This window comes from Rugamonas sp. GW822-FHT03B10 (genome assembly GCF_058801745.1).
In genome coordinates, this window is sequence record NZ_JBXANP010000001.1 from 445,815 (window position 1) to 462,002 (window position 16,188).

Annotated in this window: 14 protein-coding genes; 10 read left to right on the plus strand and 4 right to left on the minus strand. The window is 66.5% G+C overall.

Annotated elements, in window-relative coordinates:
- Window positions 1-49 precede the first annotated feature (49 nt).
- The 4 genes from AC1RQG_RS02055 (at window position 50) to AC1RQG_RS02070 (ending at window position 6,367) form a co-directional block, all read left to right on the plus strand.
- Window positions 50-1,222 (plus strand): efflux RND transporter periplasmic adaptor subunit, encoded by a 1,173-nt coding sequence (locus AC1RQG_RS02055; RefSeq protein WP_493127775.1) that lies wholly within the window; start codon window positions 50-52, stop codon window positions 1,220-1,222.
- Window positions 1,219-4,359 carry an efflux RND transporter permease subunit gene (locus AC1RQG_RS02060; RefSeq protein ID WP_493127778.1) on the plus strand — a complete coding sequence of 1,047 codons (3,141 nt, stop codon included), beginning with the start codon at window positions 1,219-1,221 and terminating at the stop codon, window positions 4,357-4,359. The genes AC1RQG_RS02055 and AC1RQG_RS02060 overlap by 4 nt, the downstream gene beginning before the upstream one ends.
- A gap of 73 nt (window positions 4,360-4,432) precedes the next feature.
- A complete protein-coding gene (locus AC1RQG_RS02065) occupies window positions 4,433-5,293 on the plus strand; it encodes an FAD/NAD(P)-binding protein (RefSeq protein ID WP_493127780.1) in 861 nt (286 codons plus the stop codon).
- A 201-nt stretch (window positions 5,294-5,494) separates the two neighbouring features.
- Window positions 5,495-6,367: a hypothetical protein gene (locus tag AC1RQG_RS02070; RefSeq protein ID WP_493127782.1), complete on the plus strand. Its 873-nt coding sequence runs from the start codon at window positions 5,495-5,497 to the stop codon at window positions 6,365-6,367.
- A 69-nt stretch (window positions 6,368-6,436) separates the two neighbouring features.
- Here the strand turns inward: AC1RQG_RS02070 and hemB are convergent, their stop codons facing one another.
- On the minus strand, window positions 6,437-7,453 hold the full coding sequence (gene hemB / locus AC1RQG_RS02075; RefSeq protein WP_493127784.1) for a porphobilinogen synthase: 1,017 nt from the start codon (window positions 7,451-7,453) through the stop codon (window positions 6,437-6,439).
- 24 nt (window positions 7,454-7,477) lie between these two features.
- Window positions 7,478-8,224, minus strand: a complete 747-nt coding sequence (gene yihA, locus AC1RQG_RS02080; protein WP_493127786.1) for a ribosome biogenesis GTP-binding protein YihA/YsxC — start codon at window positions 8,222-8,224, stop codon at window positions 7,478-7,480.
- 168 nt (window positions 8,225-8,392) lie between these two features.
- On the opposite strand from yihA, the gene AC1RQG_RS02085 reads away from it, so the two are divergent.
- The 5 genes from AC1RQG_RS02085 to msrQ all read left to right on the plus strand — a co-directional run bounded on the left by AC1RQG_RS02085 (window position 8,393) and on the right by msrQ (window position 14,215).
- The gene (locus AC1RQG_RS02085; protein WP_493127788.1) at window positions 8,393-9,073 is read left to right on the plus strand and encodes a c-type cytochrome; all 681 of its coding nucleotides are present in this window, start codon (window positions 8,393-8,395) and stop codon (window positions 9,071-9,073) included.
- Window positions 9,074-9,217: 144 nt separating this feature from the next.
- Window positions 9,218-11,299 carry a cytochrome c biogenesis protein ResB gene (locus tag AC1RQG_RS02090; RefSeq protein WP_493127790.1) on the plus strand — a complete coding sequence of 694 codons (2,082 nt, stop codon included), beginning with the start codon at window positions 9,218-9,220 and terminating at the stop codon, window positions 11,297-11,299.
- Window positions 11,300-11,324: 25 nt separating this feature from the next.
- Window positions 11,325-12,488 carry a c-type cytochrome biogenesis protein CcsB gene (ccsB, locus tag AC1RQG_RS02095; RefSeq protein ID WP_493127793.1) on the plus strand — a complete coding sequence of 388 codons (1,164 nt, stop codon included), beginning with the start codon at window positions 11,325-11,327 and terminating at the stop codon, window positions 12,486-12,488.
- Window positions 12,489-12,579: 91 nt separating this feature from the next.
- On the plus strand, window positions 12,580-13,557 hold the full coding sequence (gene msrP / locus AC1RQG_RS02100) for a protein-methionine-sulfoxide reductase catalytic subunit MsrP (protein WP_493127795.1): 978 nt from the start codon (window positions 12,580-12,582) through the stop codon (window positions 13,555-13,557).
- A gap of 1 nt (window position 13,558) precedes the next feature.
- Window positions 13,559-14,215 (plus strand): protein-methionine-sulfoxide reductase heme-binding subunit MsrQ, encoded by a 657-nt coding sequence (gene msrQ / locus AC1RQG_RS02105; protein ID WP_493127797.1) that lies wholly within the window; start codon window positions 13,559-13,561, stop codon window positions 14,213-14,215.
- 103 nt (window positions 14,216-14,318) lie between these two features.
- On the opposite strand, the gene lysA is transcribed toward msrQ, so the two are convergent.
- A complete protein-coding gene (gene lysA, locus AC1RQG_RS02110) occupies window positions 14,319-15,596 on the minus strand; it encodes a diaminopimelate decarboxylase (protein WP_493127799.1) in 1,278 nt (425 codons plus the stop codon).
- Between the two features lie 3 nt (window positions 15,597-15,599).
- Window positions 15,600-15,794, minus strand: a complete 195-nt coding sequence (gene lptM / locus AC1RQG_RS02115) for an LPS translocon maturation chaperone LptM (RefSeq protein WP_493127801.1) — start codon at window positions 15,792-15,794, stop codon at window positions 15,600-15,602.
- A gap of 29 nt (window positions 15,795-15,823) precedes the next feature.
- On the opposite strand from lptM, the gene cyaY reads away from it, so the two are divergent.
- Entirely contained in the window at window positions 15,824-16,165 is a 342-nt protein-coding gene (gene cyaY, locus AC1RQG_RS02120; protein ID WP_493127803.1) for an iron donor protein CyaY, read from the plus strand.
- Window positions 16,166-16,188 lie beyond the last annotated feature (23 nt).

The window sequence follows — 16,188 nt, forward strand, 5'->3', positions numbered from 1 at the left end:
ATATGCGACAATGCTTCGCTTATGCCCGGCGGCAATACTCTTGAACAACATGAAAAAATCCTCCTTCGCATTCCTGGCCGGCGCCGTCATCGCGGCCGGCTATGGCCTCTGGCACACCACCCACCAGGCCGGCGCGCCGGCGGCGGCCAAGTCCGGCGCGCAAGGCCCGACCACGGTCAGCGTGGTGACCCCGCGCCGCCAGGATGTGCCCGTGATCTTCCAGGCCAACGGCACCGTCACCCCGATCAGCACGGTGGACCTGCACCCGCAAACGACAAGCACCATCGCCAAGGTCCACATCAAGGAAGGCCAGTTCGTGCGCGCGGGCGAGCTGATGTTCACGCTCGACGACCGCAGCGCGCGCGCCAGCGTGGACAAGGCGCAGGCCCAGGTGGCGCGCGACCAGGCCGCGCTGGCCGACCTGCAGCGCCAGTACCAGCGCAGCCAGGAATTGTTGAGCAAAAACTTCATCGCCCAGGGCGCCGTCGACACGCTCAAGAGCCAGGTGGAGTCGGCCCGCGCGCTGGTGCAGGCCGACACGGCCGCCGCCCGCTCGGCCGGCGTGGACGCCAGCTACACGGCCATCCGCGCGCCGATGGCGGGGCGGGTCGGCGCCATCAACGTCTACCCGGGCAGCCTGGTGCAGCTGAGCACGTCGCTGACCACCATCACCCAGCTCGATCCCATCACGGTCGCCTTCACCCTGCCCGAAAGCGCGCTGGCCGACGTGCTGGCGGCCCAGCGCGCCGGCCGCGTGCCGGTGCAGGTGACGGCCGGCGACGCCGCCGGAACCGGCCTCGACGGCGCGCTCAGTTTCGTCGACAACACGGTCGACCCCGTGGCCGGCGTGATCCGCGTGAAGGCCCAGTTCGCCAACGCGGACACGCGGCTGTGGCCGGGCCAGTACGTCAACGCCCGCCTCACCGTGCGCACGCTCAGGGACGCGCTGGTGGTGCCGCAAAACGCCATCATCAGCAACACGCGCGGCACCTTCGTCTACACGGTGGCGCCGGACCAGACGGCCAAGACCAATCCCGTCGTGCGCCTGTACGCGTTCGGCGCCGACGCCGCCGTCTCCGGCCTGGCCGGCGACGCGCAGGTGATCGTCGAGGGCAAGCAGAACCTGCGGCCCGGCGGCAAGGTCAAACTGGCGGGAGCGGGCGGGCGCGACGGCGCCTCGGCCCAGGCCGCGCCCGTGGCGGAAAAAGGTAAAGTGGAATGAACCTGTCCGAACTGTGCATCCGCCGCCCCGTGATGGTGGTGCTGCTGTCGCTGTCGCTGATCCTGGCCGGCGTGCTGGCCTACACCAGCATCCCGGTGGCGGCGTTGCCCAGCTTCAACACGCCCGTCATCAACGTCAACGCCGACCTGCCCGGCGCCAGCCCCGACACCATGGCCTCGTCGGTCGCGCTGCCGCTGGAGAAGCAGTTCTCGACCATCGCCGGCCTCAACCTGATCACCTCCACCAGCACGCTGGGCACCACCTCGCTCACGCTGGAATTCGACCCGTCCATCGACGTCAACGCGGCGGCCGTGGACGTGCAGGCGGCCCTGCTGCGGGCCCAGCGCTCGCTGCCGCAGGAGATGACGGAACTGCCGTCCTACCGCAAGGTCAACCCGGCCGACGCGCCGGTGCTGTTCATGACCATGACCTCGCCGTCGCTGAGCCTGTCGGAGCTGAACGATTACGCGGAAAACCTGATCGCGCCCAGCCTGTCGACCCTGCCCGGCGTGGCCCAGGTGGGGGTGAACGGCCAGAAGCGGTTCGCCGTGCGCATCCGCGCCCGCACCGAGCAGCTCAACGCGCGCAACCTGACGCTCGATGAACTGGCCAGCGCCGTCAAGGCCGCCAACGCCAACAGCCCGCTGGGCATCCTGGACGGCCCCACCCAGACCCTCACCATCCAGGGCAACGCCCAGCTGATGAAGGCGTCCGAATTCGCCGAGCTGATCGTGGCCACCCGCAACGGCCAGCCGGTGCGGCTGAAGGACGTGGCCACCGTGGAGGACAGCTACCAGTCCGTCAAGACGGCCGGCAGCTACAACGGCGAGCGCTCGATCGTGCTGCTGGTGCAGCGCCAGCCCAACGCCAACACGGTGCAGGTGGTGGACGGCGTGCGCCGCCTGCTGCCGCGCTTCCTGGCCCAGTTGCCCAGCTCGATCAAGATCAACCTCGTCAACGACCGCTCCGTCTCCATCCGCGACGCCATCCACGACGTCAACATCACGCTGGCGCTGACGGTGGGCCTGGTGGTGCTGGTGATCTTCCTGTTCCTGCGGCGCGCGGCCGCCACCTTCATCCCCGCCATCACCATGCCCATTTCGCTGCTCGGCGCGCTGGCCTTGCTGTACGCCTTCGGCTACAGCCTCGACAACGTGTCGCTGCTCGGCATCACGCTGGCCGTGGGCCTGGTGGTGGACGACGCCATCGTGGTGCTGGAGAACATCGTGCGCCATATCGAGCTGGGCAAGAAGCCGTTGCAGGCGGCGCTGATCGGCGCGCGCGAGATGGGCTTCACCATCGTCTCGATCTCCATCTCGCTGGTGGCCGTGTTCATACCCATCTTCTTCATGCCGGGCACGATAGGCTTGCTGTTCCATGAATTCGCCGTCGTCGTCTCGCTGTCGATCCTGGTGTCGGCCATCGTCTCGCTGACGCTGGTGCCCATGCTGGCCAGCCGCTTGCTGCCGGCCGACTCGCACGACGCCGAGGGCGACGACACCTTCATCGGGCGCTGGTTCGAGGCCGGCTTCTCGCGCCTGCGCCACGGCTACGCGGCCACGCTGGACCTGGCGCTGGCGCACCGCTACGTGGTGCTGCTGATCGCGCTCGGCACGTTCGCGCTCACGGCCGTGCTGTACGTGACCATCCCCAAGGGCTTCTTCCCCGAGGAGGACCTGGGCCAGATCCGCGTGACGACCGAGGCGGCCGAGGACATCTCGTCGTCGGCCCTGATGGCCCTGCAGGAAAAGGTGGCCAACGTCATCAAGGCCGACCCCAATGTGCAGGACGTGACCTCCTTCGTCAGCGGCGGCAACAGCGGCCGCATGTTCCTCGTGCTCAAGCCGCGCGACCAGCGCGCCAAGATGCCGCAAGTGCTCGACAGCCTGCGCAAGGCCACGCGCGCCGTCCCCGGCGTGTCGGTCTACCTGAGCCCGATCCAGAACCTGCAGCTCGGTGGCCGTCCCAGCAAGAGCCGCTACCAGTACACGCTGCAATCGGTCAGTCCCGACGCGCTCGGCGACTGGGCCACCAAGTTCCTCGACCGCATGCGCGCCGACAACGACTTCCGCGACGTCACCAGCGACGCCCAGAATCGCGGCCTGCAAGCGTCGCTCAAGATCGACCGCGACAAGGCCAACAACCTCGGCGTGCAGATCGCCGACGTGCGCACGGCGCTGTATCTGGCCTTCGGCGAGCGCCAGGTGTCGACCATTTATTCGTCGGCCGCCAGCTACTTCGTGATCCTGGAGGCGGCCACCGAGGACCGCCAGTTCGACGACGCGCTGACCCGCATCTCGGTGCGCAACAAGGCCGGCCAGCTGGTGCAGCTGTCGAGCTTCGTCACCGTCGAGCGCACGGTGGGGCCCACGGCCGTCAACCACCAGGGCCAGCTGCAGGCGATCACGCTGTCGTTCAACCTGGCGCCCAACGTGCCGCTGGGCGTGGCCACGGCCAAGATCGACAAGATGGGCGCGGCCATGAACTTGCCGGCCTCCATCATCACCAGCTACGGCGGCGACGCGGCCGTGTTCCAGAGTTCGCAAGGCAGCCAGGTGATCCTGATCGTGGCCGCGCTCGGCGTGATCTACGTGCTGCTCGGCGTGCTGTACGAGAGCTTCATCCACCCGCTCACCATCCTGGCCGGCTTGCCGTCGGCCGCCGTGGGCGCCTTGCTGACGCTGCGCCTGTTCAACCTCGACCTGACCATGATCGCCATCATCGGCATCCTGATGCTGATCGGCATCGTCAAGAAGAACGCCATCATGATGATCGACTTCGCCCTGCACGCGCAGCGCGACGAGGGCATGACGCCGGCCGAGGCCATCCGCGAAGCGTGCGTCCTGCGCTTCCGCCCCATCATGATGACCACCATGGCGGCCCTGATGGGCGCGCTGCCGATCGCGCTGGGCCTGGGCGCGGGCGCCGAACTGCGCCAGCCGCTGGGCCTGGCCGTGGTCGGCGGGCTCGTGTTCTCGCAGGTGATCACGCTCTACATCACCCCCGTGATCTACCTGTTCCTCGACAAGTACAGCGGCAGCGGCCCCATGGCCGATGCCGTGCTGGCCGACGAAGCCACCACCGCGGCGACTGCTGCCAATGTCGCATTGAAGGCTGTTAATTCCATCAAGCATTGAGCGGCCACAAGCCGCCGCGCGCGCCCCTCCGTATCATAGGCAAGGACTTTTTTCCTTGCGGCAAGGAGGGGCGATGAAGCGATACACCGTCACCATCATCGGCATGGGGCCGCGCGGCTTGAGCGTGCTGGAGCGGCTGGCGGCCCAGATCCGTGGGCGCGACCTGCTGCTCGACCTGGTCCTGGTCGAGCCGGGCGAATGCGGGCAGGGCGTGCATTCGGCGCGCCAGCCCCAGCATTTGCTGATCAACACCATCGCCAGCCAGGTCACGCTGTTCCCCGCGCCGGGCGTGGTGAAGGACGGCCCCGTGTGCGCCGCGCCCTCGCTCACGCAATGGGCGCGCGAGCGCGGCTACCGGCGCGTGGGCGAGCAGTACTACCGCATCGGCGCCACCGGGGCCGGGGCCGAGATCGGCGAGCTCGATTACCTGCCGCGCCGCCTGCTCGGCGAATACCTGACGTGGGCCTATGAACAACTGGTGGCCAGCCTGCCGGCCGGCGTCACGCTCACCCACCACCGGCTGCGCGCGCACGACCTGTGGCGGCAGCCGGACGGACGCTGCGTGGTGGAACTGGAGAGCGGCTTCATCATCCTGAGCGACTTCGTGTTCCTGACCACGGGCCACGGCAACAACGTGCTCAGCGGCCACGACGCCTGGTGCCGCAAATTCGCCCAGGACCATGCGCGCTACAACAGCCGGCTCGGCTATTACCGCCACATCTACCCGCTCGGTTTTCCCGTCGAGGGGCCGCACGATTACACCCATGCCTTGCCGCGCCCCATGATGTGCTCGCGCCAGGTGCTCGACGCCGACCGTTGTGTTTCCGCCATGCTGGCCCAGATCCCCGTCCCGCCACGGCGCCCGCCGCAGCGCCGTCCCGGGGCCGGCGCCGACCATTCCCCTCAGCCGGCCTTGCCGCGCGTCACCGTGTAGCGTTGCTGATACATACCGTAACATTCATCAAGGCCAAGCTCCGGTAAGCTACCGGAACTCAGGCTGGCCCACCTGCGCGCCGCGCGCGGGCGGCCCGGACCTGGCGGCGCGGTTCCAAAAATGGCGGGACTCTGGCACTATGACCGCATTTTGACGCTCACGCTCCACGAAGGTTCGCTCTTGCACGACGATACGCACACGATGTCAGCAGATTCCGAGTATTGCCACAGCTGCGGCCAGCGCCTGCCGGCCCGCGACGGCTACGGCTATGGCCGGCGCAAGCGCCTGTCGGACCGGATCGGCATCGCCATCTCGATCGGCCTGCACTTGCTGGCCGTGCTGTACTATTTCCTCAAGCCCAGCGAGCCGTTCCACCGCACGCCGCCGCGCGGGGGCGGGGAGATGGTCTACATCGCGCCGCTGCTGGACAAGCCCAACAAGCCGAACAAGCCGGAGAAGAAGACGGAACTGGCCAAGGTCAAGCCGCCGCCGCGACCGAAGCGCGCCGTGGCCACCATCACGCGGCCGGCCGCCGCCCGGCCCAAGCTGGAAACCTATGTGCCGCCCGTGGTGGCGCCGATGAAGCCGCCGCCCGAGATGGACATGTCGGAAATGATCGCCAAGCGCCGCGCCCAGCGGGCGGCCGAGAATCCGCAGCCGGCCGAACCGGCGCCGGAAAGCGAGAACGACCGCGCCATGCGCATCGCCAAGGCCAACATCGCCGGCGCCCAGGGCCGTTCGAACGGCCGCGACCGCGACGACACGGGCGGCCTGTTCTCGATCGCCGACCGCACCTACCACGGCGCCGAGGTCAAATTCCGGGGCTGGAACACGAATTTCCGCCGCAACTGGACGCAGCAGGTGCACGTGGAGGTGGGCGACTGGCCGGACCTGGAGACGGCCATCGTGAAGAAGATGATCGAGATCATCCGCAAGGACCACCCCGGCGACTTCCCGTGGGAATCGCAGCGGCTGGGCAAGGTCATCGTGATGAGCGCCCGCAAGCAGGACGAGCCGGAACTGACGGCCTTCTTGTTGAAGGAAATGTTCCCCGAATACCGGCGCGGCCGGTAAAGGAAACCGGGGTCAGGTCATACTTTCTCGCAAGCTTGCGAGAAAGTATGACCTGACCCCGGTTTTGGTTTAGGCGCGGGCCTTGAGCAGGCGCGCCACGTCCAGCGCGAAGTAGGTCAGCACGCCGTCGGCGCCGGCCCGTTTGAACGACATCATCGCTTCCATCATCACCTTGTCGTGGTCCAGCCAGCCGTTCTGGGCGGCCGCCTTCAGCATCGCGTATTCGCCGCTGACCTGGTAGGCGAAGGTCGGCACCTTGAACTCATCCTTCACGCGGCGCACCACGTCCAGGTAGGGCATGCCGGGCTTGACCATGACCATGTCGGCCCCCTCGGCCAGGTCCAGGCCCACTTCGCGCAGCGCTTCGTCGCCGTTGGCCGGGTCCATCTGGTAGGTGTTCTTGTCGCTCTTGCCCAGGTTCTTGGACGAGCCGACGGCGTCGCGGAACGGCCCGTAGAAGGCCGACGCGTACTTGGCCGAGTAGGCCATGATGCGGGTGTGGATGTAGCCGTTCTGCTCCAGCGCGGCGCGGATGGCGCCGATGCGGCCATCCATCATGTCCGACGGCGCCACCACGTCCACGCCGGCCTCGGCCTGGGCCAGCGCCTGGCGCACCAGCATGGCGGTGGTGGCGTCGTTGATCACGTAGCCGTTGTCGTCGATCAGGCCGTCCTGGCCGTGGCTGGTGTACGGGTCGAGCGCCACGTCGGTCAGGATGCCCAGCTCCGGGAACGCTTGCTTGAGGGCGCGCACGGCGCGCGGCACCAGGCCGTCCGGGTTGGTCGCCTCCACCCCGTCCGGGGTTTTCAGAGAACTGTCGATCACGGGGAACAGCGCCAGCACGGGGATGCCCAGCGCCACGCATTCGCCGGCCACCTTCAGCAGCAGGTCGACCGAGACCCGCTCCACGCCCGGCATCGACGCCACCGGCTCGCGCTGGTTGACGCCGTCCAGGATGAACACGGGGTAGATCAGGTCCGAGGCGGTGACGGTGTTCTCGCGCATCAGGGCGCGCGAGAACGGGTCGCGGCGCATGCGGCGCATGCGGATGGCGGGGAACTGGGCGGTAACGTGAGGCGTATGCATGGTGAGCATTCCACTTTCTACAGGTTAGGGTTGGGCGCCGCCGGCGTCGGTATCGGTCTCGTCATCGTCGGGCGCCTCGATCAGCGCCGTCTGGGCGGCGGCCTCGTCTTCCGTCAGGCCGGCCAGCTCGATGATCTTGTCGTTGGCTTCGTCGATGCCGATGCGCTTGAGCGCGGAGAACAGTTGCACGGTGAAGGGGAAGCCTTCGCCGTCCTCGTCCACGTAGCTGTCGAGCTTGGCCTTGGCCTGGCGCAGCACGTTGACGGATTCGTTGCGGTTGAGCTTGTCGACCTTGGTCAGGATGCAATGGATGGGCTTGCCCGTGGGGGCGAACCATTCCAGCATCTGGATGTCGAGGTCGGTGAACGGGCGGCGCGCGTCCATGATCAGGATCAGGCCGGCCAGTTGTTCGCGCCGTTGCACATAGTCGCCCAGCAGGCGCTGCCAGTGCAGCTTGGCCGAGCCCGACACCTCCGCGTAGCCATAGCCGGGCAAGTCCACCAGCAGGCAGCGGATCTCGTCGACGATGGTGGGGTCCTTCCGGTGCTGGGCCACGTGGGCGCCGCCGATCGAGAAGAAATTGATGTGCTGGGTGCGGCCCGGGGTCTTGGACGCGAACGCCAGCCCCTTCTGGTTGCACAGGATGTTGATGGCGGTCGATTTACCGGCGTTGGACCGTCCCGCGAAGGCGATTTCCGGCACCGTGGTATGGGGCAGGTCGCGCAATTGGTTGACGGTCGTGAAGAAGCGAGCTTGCCAGAGTATTGACATGGGATAGGTAGAAATTGCAACAAGAGGGGCGAAAGCGCGAGAAAGCTATTGTACAATAAGGGGTTACGAATTGTTGCCAAGCATATTTCATGCTAGGTTCAGGAAGTGCGGCAGGATATCGACGGCAACGGTTACCACCAATTTATTGACTAGTCTCAGGGTGTCTGAATGAATCGTGCGTTTTCACCATTTGCAAAATCCTTGATCGTCGCTCTGCTGGCTGTGTCGGCCACCGCATCGGCTGCCGAAGAGAAAAAGCCGGCCGCCGCCGAACCCGCGGTGGTCAAGGCCGATCCCGCCAAAGGCGCCAAGCTGTTCACGGAAGGCGACGCCACGCGCAGCATCCCCGCTTGCGTGTCCTGCCACGGCGAGGCTGGCAATTCGACCATCACCGTCAACCCCAAACTGGCTGGCCAGCACGAAGGCTACCTGGTCAAGCAGCTGACCGATTTCACCGGTCCCGCGCGCGTCCAGGCCATCATGTCGACCTACGCCAAGGCCATGACGGACGAGGACAAGAAGAACGTCGCCGCCTATCTCGCCGCCCAGACCCAGAAGCCGGGCGCCGCCAAGGACAAGGACACGGTCGACCTGGGCAAGAAGATCTATCGCGGCGGCATCGCCGAGAAGAACGTGCCGGCCTGCGCCAGCTGCCACGGCGCCGGCGGCGCCGGCGTGCCGGTGCAATACCCGCGCATCGGCGGCCAGCACCAGGACTACACGGTGGCCCAGCTGGACCTGTTCCGCACGGACGCGCGCAAGAACAGCCCGCAGATGAGCACCATCGCCAAGCGCATGTCGGCCGACGAAATCAAGGCCGTGGCCGATTACATCGCCGGCTTGAAATAATCGATTGTTGTCCCGCGCCGGCATCCATATCGGGTGCGGTGACGGACACGGAAGTGAAAAAAGGGCGGCAGCGTAAGCGGGCTGCCCTTTTTGTTGGTATGCTGCCTGCTTCCGACCCCGCTCCTCCCTTTTAGACTGACGCGCATGAGTAGCCCGAGCACCACCGGTATCACACTGAAAACCCGCCGCCCCGTGGTGGCCGAAGTCGTCGAGCTGATCTCGTCGATGCGTTTCGCCATCGCGCTGCTGACGCTGATCGCCATCGCCGCCATGATCGGCACGGTGATGAAGCAGAACGAGCCCATGCCCAACTATGTGAACCAGTTCGGCCCGTTCTGGTTCGACGTGTTCGACAAGCTCAGCCTGTACTCCGTCTATTCGGCCTGGTGGTTCCTCACCATCATGGGTTTCCTGGTCGTGTCGACCTCGCTGTGCATCGTGCGCAACACGCCCAAGATGCTGCGCGACATGCGCAGCTGGCGCGAGCACGTGCGCGAGCAGTCGCTGCACAACTTCCACCACAAGCACCAGTGGCGGACGCCGCTGGCGCGCCAGGCGCTGGCCCGGCAGACCATGGACCGCCTGCACGACGCCGGCTACCGCAGCAAGGCCGTGGAAAAGGACGGCGCCACGCTGGTCACGGCCAAGAAGGGCGCGGCCAACAAGTTCGGCTACATCTTCGCCCACTCGGCCATCGTCATCATCTGCATCGGCGGCCTGCTCGACTCGGACATGCCGATCCGCGTGCAGGAATGGTTCCTGGGCAAGACCCCGTTCGCCGGCAACGGCGTGATCGCCGAGATCCCCAAACAGCACCGTCTGGGCCTGGGCAACCCCACCTTCCGCGGCAACACCATGATCCCGGAAGGCTCGGCCAGCGACGCCGCCATCATCCCGCGCGCCGACGGCGTGCTGATCCAGGACTTGCCGTTCACGATACAGCTGAAGAAATTCCACATCGAGTTCTACACGACCGGCATGCCCAAGCTGTTCGCCAGCGACGTGGTGATCCGCGACCACGACACGGGCGCCACGTTCCCCGCCACCATCGAAGTGAACAAGCCGCTGATCTACAAGGGCCTGGCCGTGTACCAGTCGAGCTTCGAGGATGGCGGCAGCAAGCTGCAACTGACGGGCTACCCGATGGCCGGCGGCAGCCAGCAGACGTTCAAAATCAATGGCGAAGTGGGCGCCAGCACCGCCATGGGCGACGCCTACACGGTCGAATGGTCGGGTTTCCGTCCGTTCAACGTGGAAAACCTGGCCAGCAACGACACGCGCGCCGTCACCAAGGGCCAGAGTTTCAACGAGCAGTTCGCCAAGGACCTGGACAAGCACCTCGGTTCGGCCGCCAAGAACGCCAACAACAAGGACTTGAAGAACGTCGGCCCGAGCGTGCAGTACAAGCTGCGCGACAAGACCGGCCAGGCCCGTGAATACCAGAACTACATGCAGCCGGTGACGGTCGACGGCGCCACCGTGTTCCTGGCCGGCATGCGCGTGAACCCGGGCGACCCGTTCAGCTACCTGCGCATCCCGGCCGACGACGCCCACAGCGTGACGGAATGGATGCGGCTGCGGGCCGCCATCCACAACCCGGCCCTGCGCTCGGCGGCGGCCCAGCGCTACGCCCAGCACGCCATGCCCAACGGCACCGACGCCCTGCGCGCCCAGTTGCAGCAATCGGCCGAGCGCAGCATGGCCATCTTCGCCGGCGACGACAAGCAGGCCGGTTTCGTCGCCATTTCCCGCTTCCTCGAGAAGGTGCCGCAGGCCGAGCAGGAAAAGGCGGCCGACATCTTCATGAAGATCCTCAACGGCGCCCTGTGGGACTTGTGGCAGGTGGCGCGCGCCCAGGACGGCGTGGCGCCGGCCCCGGCCGACGAGGCCCACGGCCGCTTCCTGCAGCTGGCCACCAACGCCCTGTCCGACAGCTTCTTCTACGGCGCCCCCGTCTACCTGCAGCTCGACGACTTCACCGAGGTGAAGGCGTCCGTGTTCCAGGTCACGCGCTCGCCGGGCAAGGCCGTGGTCTACTTCGGCTGCCTGCTGCTGGTGCTGGGCGTGTTCGCGATGTTCTACATCCGCGAGCGCCGGGTCTGGGTCTGGATCAAGGAGGCGGGCGGCGGCACGGATGCCGTGATGGCCATGAGCACCCAGCGCAAGACGCTCGATTTCGAGCACGAATTCACGAGTCTGAAAGAAAAACTGCCGCAATCGGCGTAAGCTGTCAAAAAAGCCGGAGATAGAAATGGAACTGTCGCACAGCACTACCCCCCCCACCACCTACAGCCAGGCGCCTGGCTATTTCAGGCGCCTCGGCCTGCTCGACTGGCTGTTCGCGGCCGGCCTGCTGGCCGCCGCCCTGTACGCGCTGAACCGCTTCGGCAACTACATGGACGTGTATGAAAAAGGCATCCTGCTGGCCGCCGCGCCCACCTTCGCGGCGCTGGGCTGGCACTGGAAGCCGGTGCGCTGGCTGATGCCGCTGGTGGCCCTGCTGGCGCTGTGGGCCATCTCGCTCTACGGCGGCGAACTCGACATGGGCACCAAGAAATTCCTGCTGCGCAACATGCTGTCGAGCCAGTCCGCGATCCTGTGGATGAGCGTGATGTTCTTCCTGTCCACCTTGTTCTACGGCATCGGCCTGGCCGCGCGCTCGGCCACCGGCGCCGCCATCGGCTCCAAGCTGTGCTGGACCGCCGTCGTGCTGGGCCTGACGGGCTTGATGGTGCGCTGGTACGAGTCCTACCTGATCGGCGCCGACGTCGGCCACATCCCCGTCTCCAACCTGTACGAAGTGTTCATCCTGTTCTCGCTGATCACGGCCATGTTCTACCTGTACTTCGAGCAGCGCTACGCGACGCGCCAGATGGGCGCCTTCGTGCTGCTGGTGATCTCGGCCGCCATCGGTTTCCTGCTGTGGTACACGGTCAGCCGCGACGCCTCCGACATCCAGCCGCTGGTGCCGGCCCTGCAAAGCTGGTGGATGAAGATCCACGTGCCGGCCAACTTCATCGGCTACGGCAACTTCGCGCTGGCGGCCATGGTGGCGGCCGCCTACCTGCTCAAGAGCTCGGGCCGTCTGGCGGACCGCCTGCCGTCGCTGGAGGTGCTGGACGACGTGATGTACAAGGCCATCTCGGCCGGCTTCGCCTTCTTCACCATCGCCACCATCCTGGGCGCGCTGTGGGCGGCCGAGGCGTGGGGCGGCTACTGGTCGTGGGACCCGAAGGAAACCTGGGCCCTGATCGTCTGGCTCAACTACGCGGCCTGGCTGCACATGCGCTTGATGACGGGCCTGCGCGGCCGCGCCGCCGCCTGGTGGGCGCTGACGGGCCTGATCGTCACCACCTTCGCCTTCCTGGGGGTGAATATGTTCCTGTCCGGTCTGCACTCCTACGGCAAGCTCTAAGCCAGCCCTAAGCACGGTCAACGACGGAATGGTGTAAGGTTTGCGCTTGGTGGACAGACCAAGCCTTACACCCGACCTCTCTGGAGTTGCCATGCTGATCAAACGTTCCCCCAACGGCCTCGATGTGCCGTTCCCCTCCGAAATCACGCCGCGCGCCGTGTTCGAATCGCGCCGTCATTTCATGAAACAGTTGGCGGCCGGCACCCTTGGCAGCGCCGCCCTGCTGGAACTGGCCAGCCGCGAAGCGTTCGCCCAGGGCGTCAACCCCAAGCTGGCCGGCGCGCGCAATCCCGCGTATTCGGCCATGGACAAGCCCACGGCCTACAAGGACGCCACCAGCTACAACAACTTCTACGAATTCGGCACCGACAAGTCGGACCCGGCCCAGTACGCGCACACGCTCAAGCCGCGCCCGTGGACCGTCACCATCGACGGCGAGGTGAAAAAGCCGCTCACGCTGGACCTGGACGCGCTGCTCAAGCTGGCGCCCATCGAGGAGCGCGTGTACCGGTTGCGCTGCGTGGAAGGGTGGTCGATGGTGATCCCGTGGATGGGTTACTCGTTCTCCGAGATCATCAAGCGGGTCGAACCGACCGGCAACGCCAAATACGTGGAATTCACCTCGCTGGCCGACAGGAAGCAGATGCCGGGCGTGGGCAGCCGCGTGCTCGAATGGCCGTACGTGGAAGGCTTGCGGCTGGACGAGGCGCGCCACCCGCTGGCGCTGCTGACGCTGGGCATGTACGGCGAAACCCTGCCCAACCAGAACGGCGCGCCGGTGCGCATCGTGGTGCCGTGGAAGTATGGTTTCAAGTCGGCCAAGTCGATCGTGCGCATCCGCTTCGTCAAGGACCAGCCGCGCACGGCGTGGAACGTCGCCGCGCCGCAGGAGTATGGCTTCTACTCGAATGTGAACCCGGAAGTGGACCACCCGCGCTGGTCGCAGGCCAGCGAGCGCCGCATCGGCGAGGACAGTTTCTTCACCCGCAAACGCAAGACGCTGATGTTCAACGGCTACAACGACGTGGCATCGCTGTACACGGGCATGGACCTGAGAAAGTATTTCTGACATGGACTTCCACCCCAACCCCCGCCAGCTCGGCTGGATCAAGGGCGCCATCTTCGCGCTGGCGCTGGTGCCGTTCGCGCGCATGGTGTACCTGACCGTGACCGGGCAACTGGTCGAACCGCTGGAATTCATCACGCGCGGCACCGGCGACTGGACGCTGTACTTCCTGTGCATCACGCTGGCCGTCACGCCGCTGCGCAAGCTGAGCAAGTGGAACTGGCTGATCAAGCTGCGCCGCATGCTGGGGCTGTACGTGTTCTTCTACGCGGCGCTGCACTTCACCACCTTCCTGTGGTTCGATCATTTCTTCGACGTGCAGGAGATGTGGAAGGATGTGCTCAAGCGGCCGTTCATCACGGTCGGTTTTGCGGCCTTCGTGCTGCTGGTGCCGCTGGCCGTGACCAGCACCAACGGCATGGTGCGCCGCCTCGGCGGCAAGCGCTGGCAGTGGCTGCACCGGCTGGTGTACATCGTGGCGCCGCTCGGTATTCTGCACTTCTGGTGGATGAAGGCGGGCAAGCACAACTTCGCGCAGCCCATCCTGTTCGGGGTGATCGTGGCGGTGCTGCTCGGGGTGCGGCTGCTGTGGCGTCAAAAGCAGGCGCGCGCGCAGCAGGCTTGTTCCTGCGCCATGCCGGCGGCGAAAGTGCGCGTTTGACCGGTGGTCCGCTCCCTGGTTGGTGGACGGGAGCGGGGTGGAGCGCTAAACCAGGGTCTGACCCGAGGGGCAGACCCTTTCCTGCTGCGGACGTCGCGGGCGGTTATTTGATGACCGATTCCAGCGCGTACAGCTCGGCCGGCGTCTCGCGCCGGCGCACCAGGTGGCAGACGTCGCCATCGACGATCACTTCGGCCGCGCGGCCGCGCGTGTTGTAGTTCGACGCCATCGTCAGGCCGTAGGCGCCGGCCTGCATCATGGCCAGCAAGTCGCCCGGCTGCACGGCCAGGTGGCGGTCGCGCGCCAGCCAGTCGCCCGATTCGCAGATCGGACCCACCACGTCGTAGGTCTGGGCCGGCGTGGCGCCGGGCGCCACGGCCTGCATGTCCATCCACGCCTGGTACAGGGCGGGGCGCATCATGTCGTTCATGGCCGCGTCCACCACGCAGAAGTTCTTCTCCTCGCCATGCTTGAGGAATTCGACCTTGGTCAGCAGCACGCCCGTGTTGCCGACGATGGAGCGGCCCGGCTCGAAGATGACCTTGATCGGCGCGCCGTGGTGGCGCGCGGCGCGCCACGCGTCCACCTTGGCGAACAGGCGGCCCAGGTAGTCGGCCACGGCCACCGGCGGCGCTTCGCCCGCCTCGCCGTAGTTGATGCCGATGCCGCCGCCGATGTCGAGGTGGTGCAGCACGATGCCTTCGGCGCCCAGCGTGTCGATCAGTTCGATCAGGCGGTCCAGCGCCTCCAGCAGCGGCGCGTCGTCCAGCAATTGCGAGCCGATGTGGCAGTCGATGCCCGTCACCTCCAGGTGCGGCAGCCGGGCCGCCGTGCGGTAGGTGGCCAGCGCGTCGTCGAAGGCCACGCCGAACTTGTTGGCCTTCAGGCCGGTGGCGATGTAGGGGTGGGTCTTGGGATCGACGTTGGGGTTCACGCGCAGCGAGATGCGGGCGCGCTTGCCCATGCCGCCGGCCACCTCGTTCAGCCGGTGCAGCTCGGGGATCGACTCGACGTTGAAGCACAGGATGTCGTGCTCGAGCGCCAGCCGCATCTCGTCCACGGTCTTGCCGACGCCCGAGAAGATCACCTTGCGCGGGTCGCCGCCGGCCGCGATCACGCGCAGCAGTTCGCCGCCGGACACGATGTCGAAACCGGCGCCCTGGCGCGCCAGCAGGTCGAGGATGGCCAGGTTGGAATTGGCTTTCATGGCGTAGCACACCAGCGCGTCGCGGCCACGGCAGGCGTCGGCGTAGGCGGCGAAATTGGCCAGCAGGGCGGCCTTGGAATAGACGTAGGTGGGGGTGCCGAACTGGGCGGCGATGGCGCTCAGCGGGACGCCTTCGGCGTGCAGCACGCCATTATGGTAAGCAAATTGCGACATGGATTAGTGTTCGATGGCAGGGGTGGTGGGGGCCGGTGCGGCGCTTGCCTGCCCGTTGCTCGTGGCGGGCTTGGCGGGTGCCTTGGGCAGGTACAGCGGGCCGGGTTGGCCGCAGGCGCTCAGCAAGGCGGACAGGCACAGGATGGTGCCTAAAATAAGGGGAATGCGCGCGACGGAGGACTTCACGATTAAAATCATGGTTTGACTAGAGAAGATGGGAGTGTAGCATGGGCGAATCGGAATTCCTGGCGCAGGCGGAAAGCGCATTGAGCGCCATCGAGGCGGCGCTGGACCGCCTGAACGACGAGGACATGCTCGACGTCGAGTGCAGCCGCAGCGGCAACGTGCTCGAGATCGAGTTCATCAACAACGGCTCCAAGATCATCGTCAACAGCCAGGCCGCCATGCAGGAACTGTGGGTGGCCGCGCGCGCCGGCGGCTTCCACTACAAGCAGCGCGACGGCCAGTGGCGCAACACGCGCGACGACTCGGAACTGTACGCGTCGCTGTCGGAACTGGTCACGGCCCAGTCCGGCTCGCCCGTCGTCATCTCGCCCGACGCGGACTGAGCCGGCGGACCGGGCCGGCATTG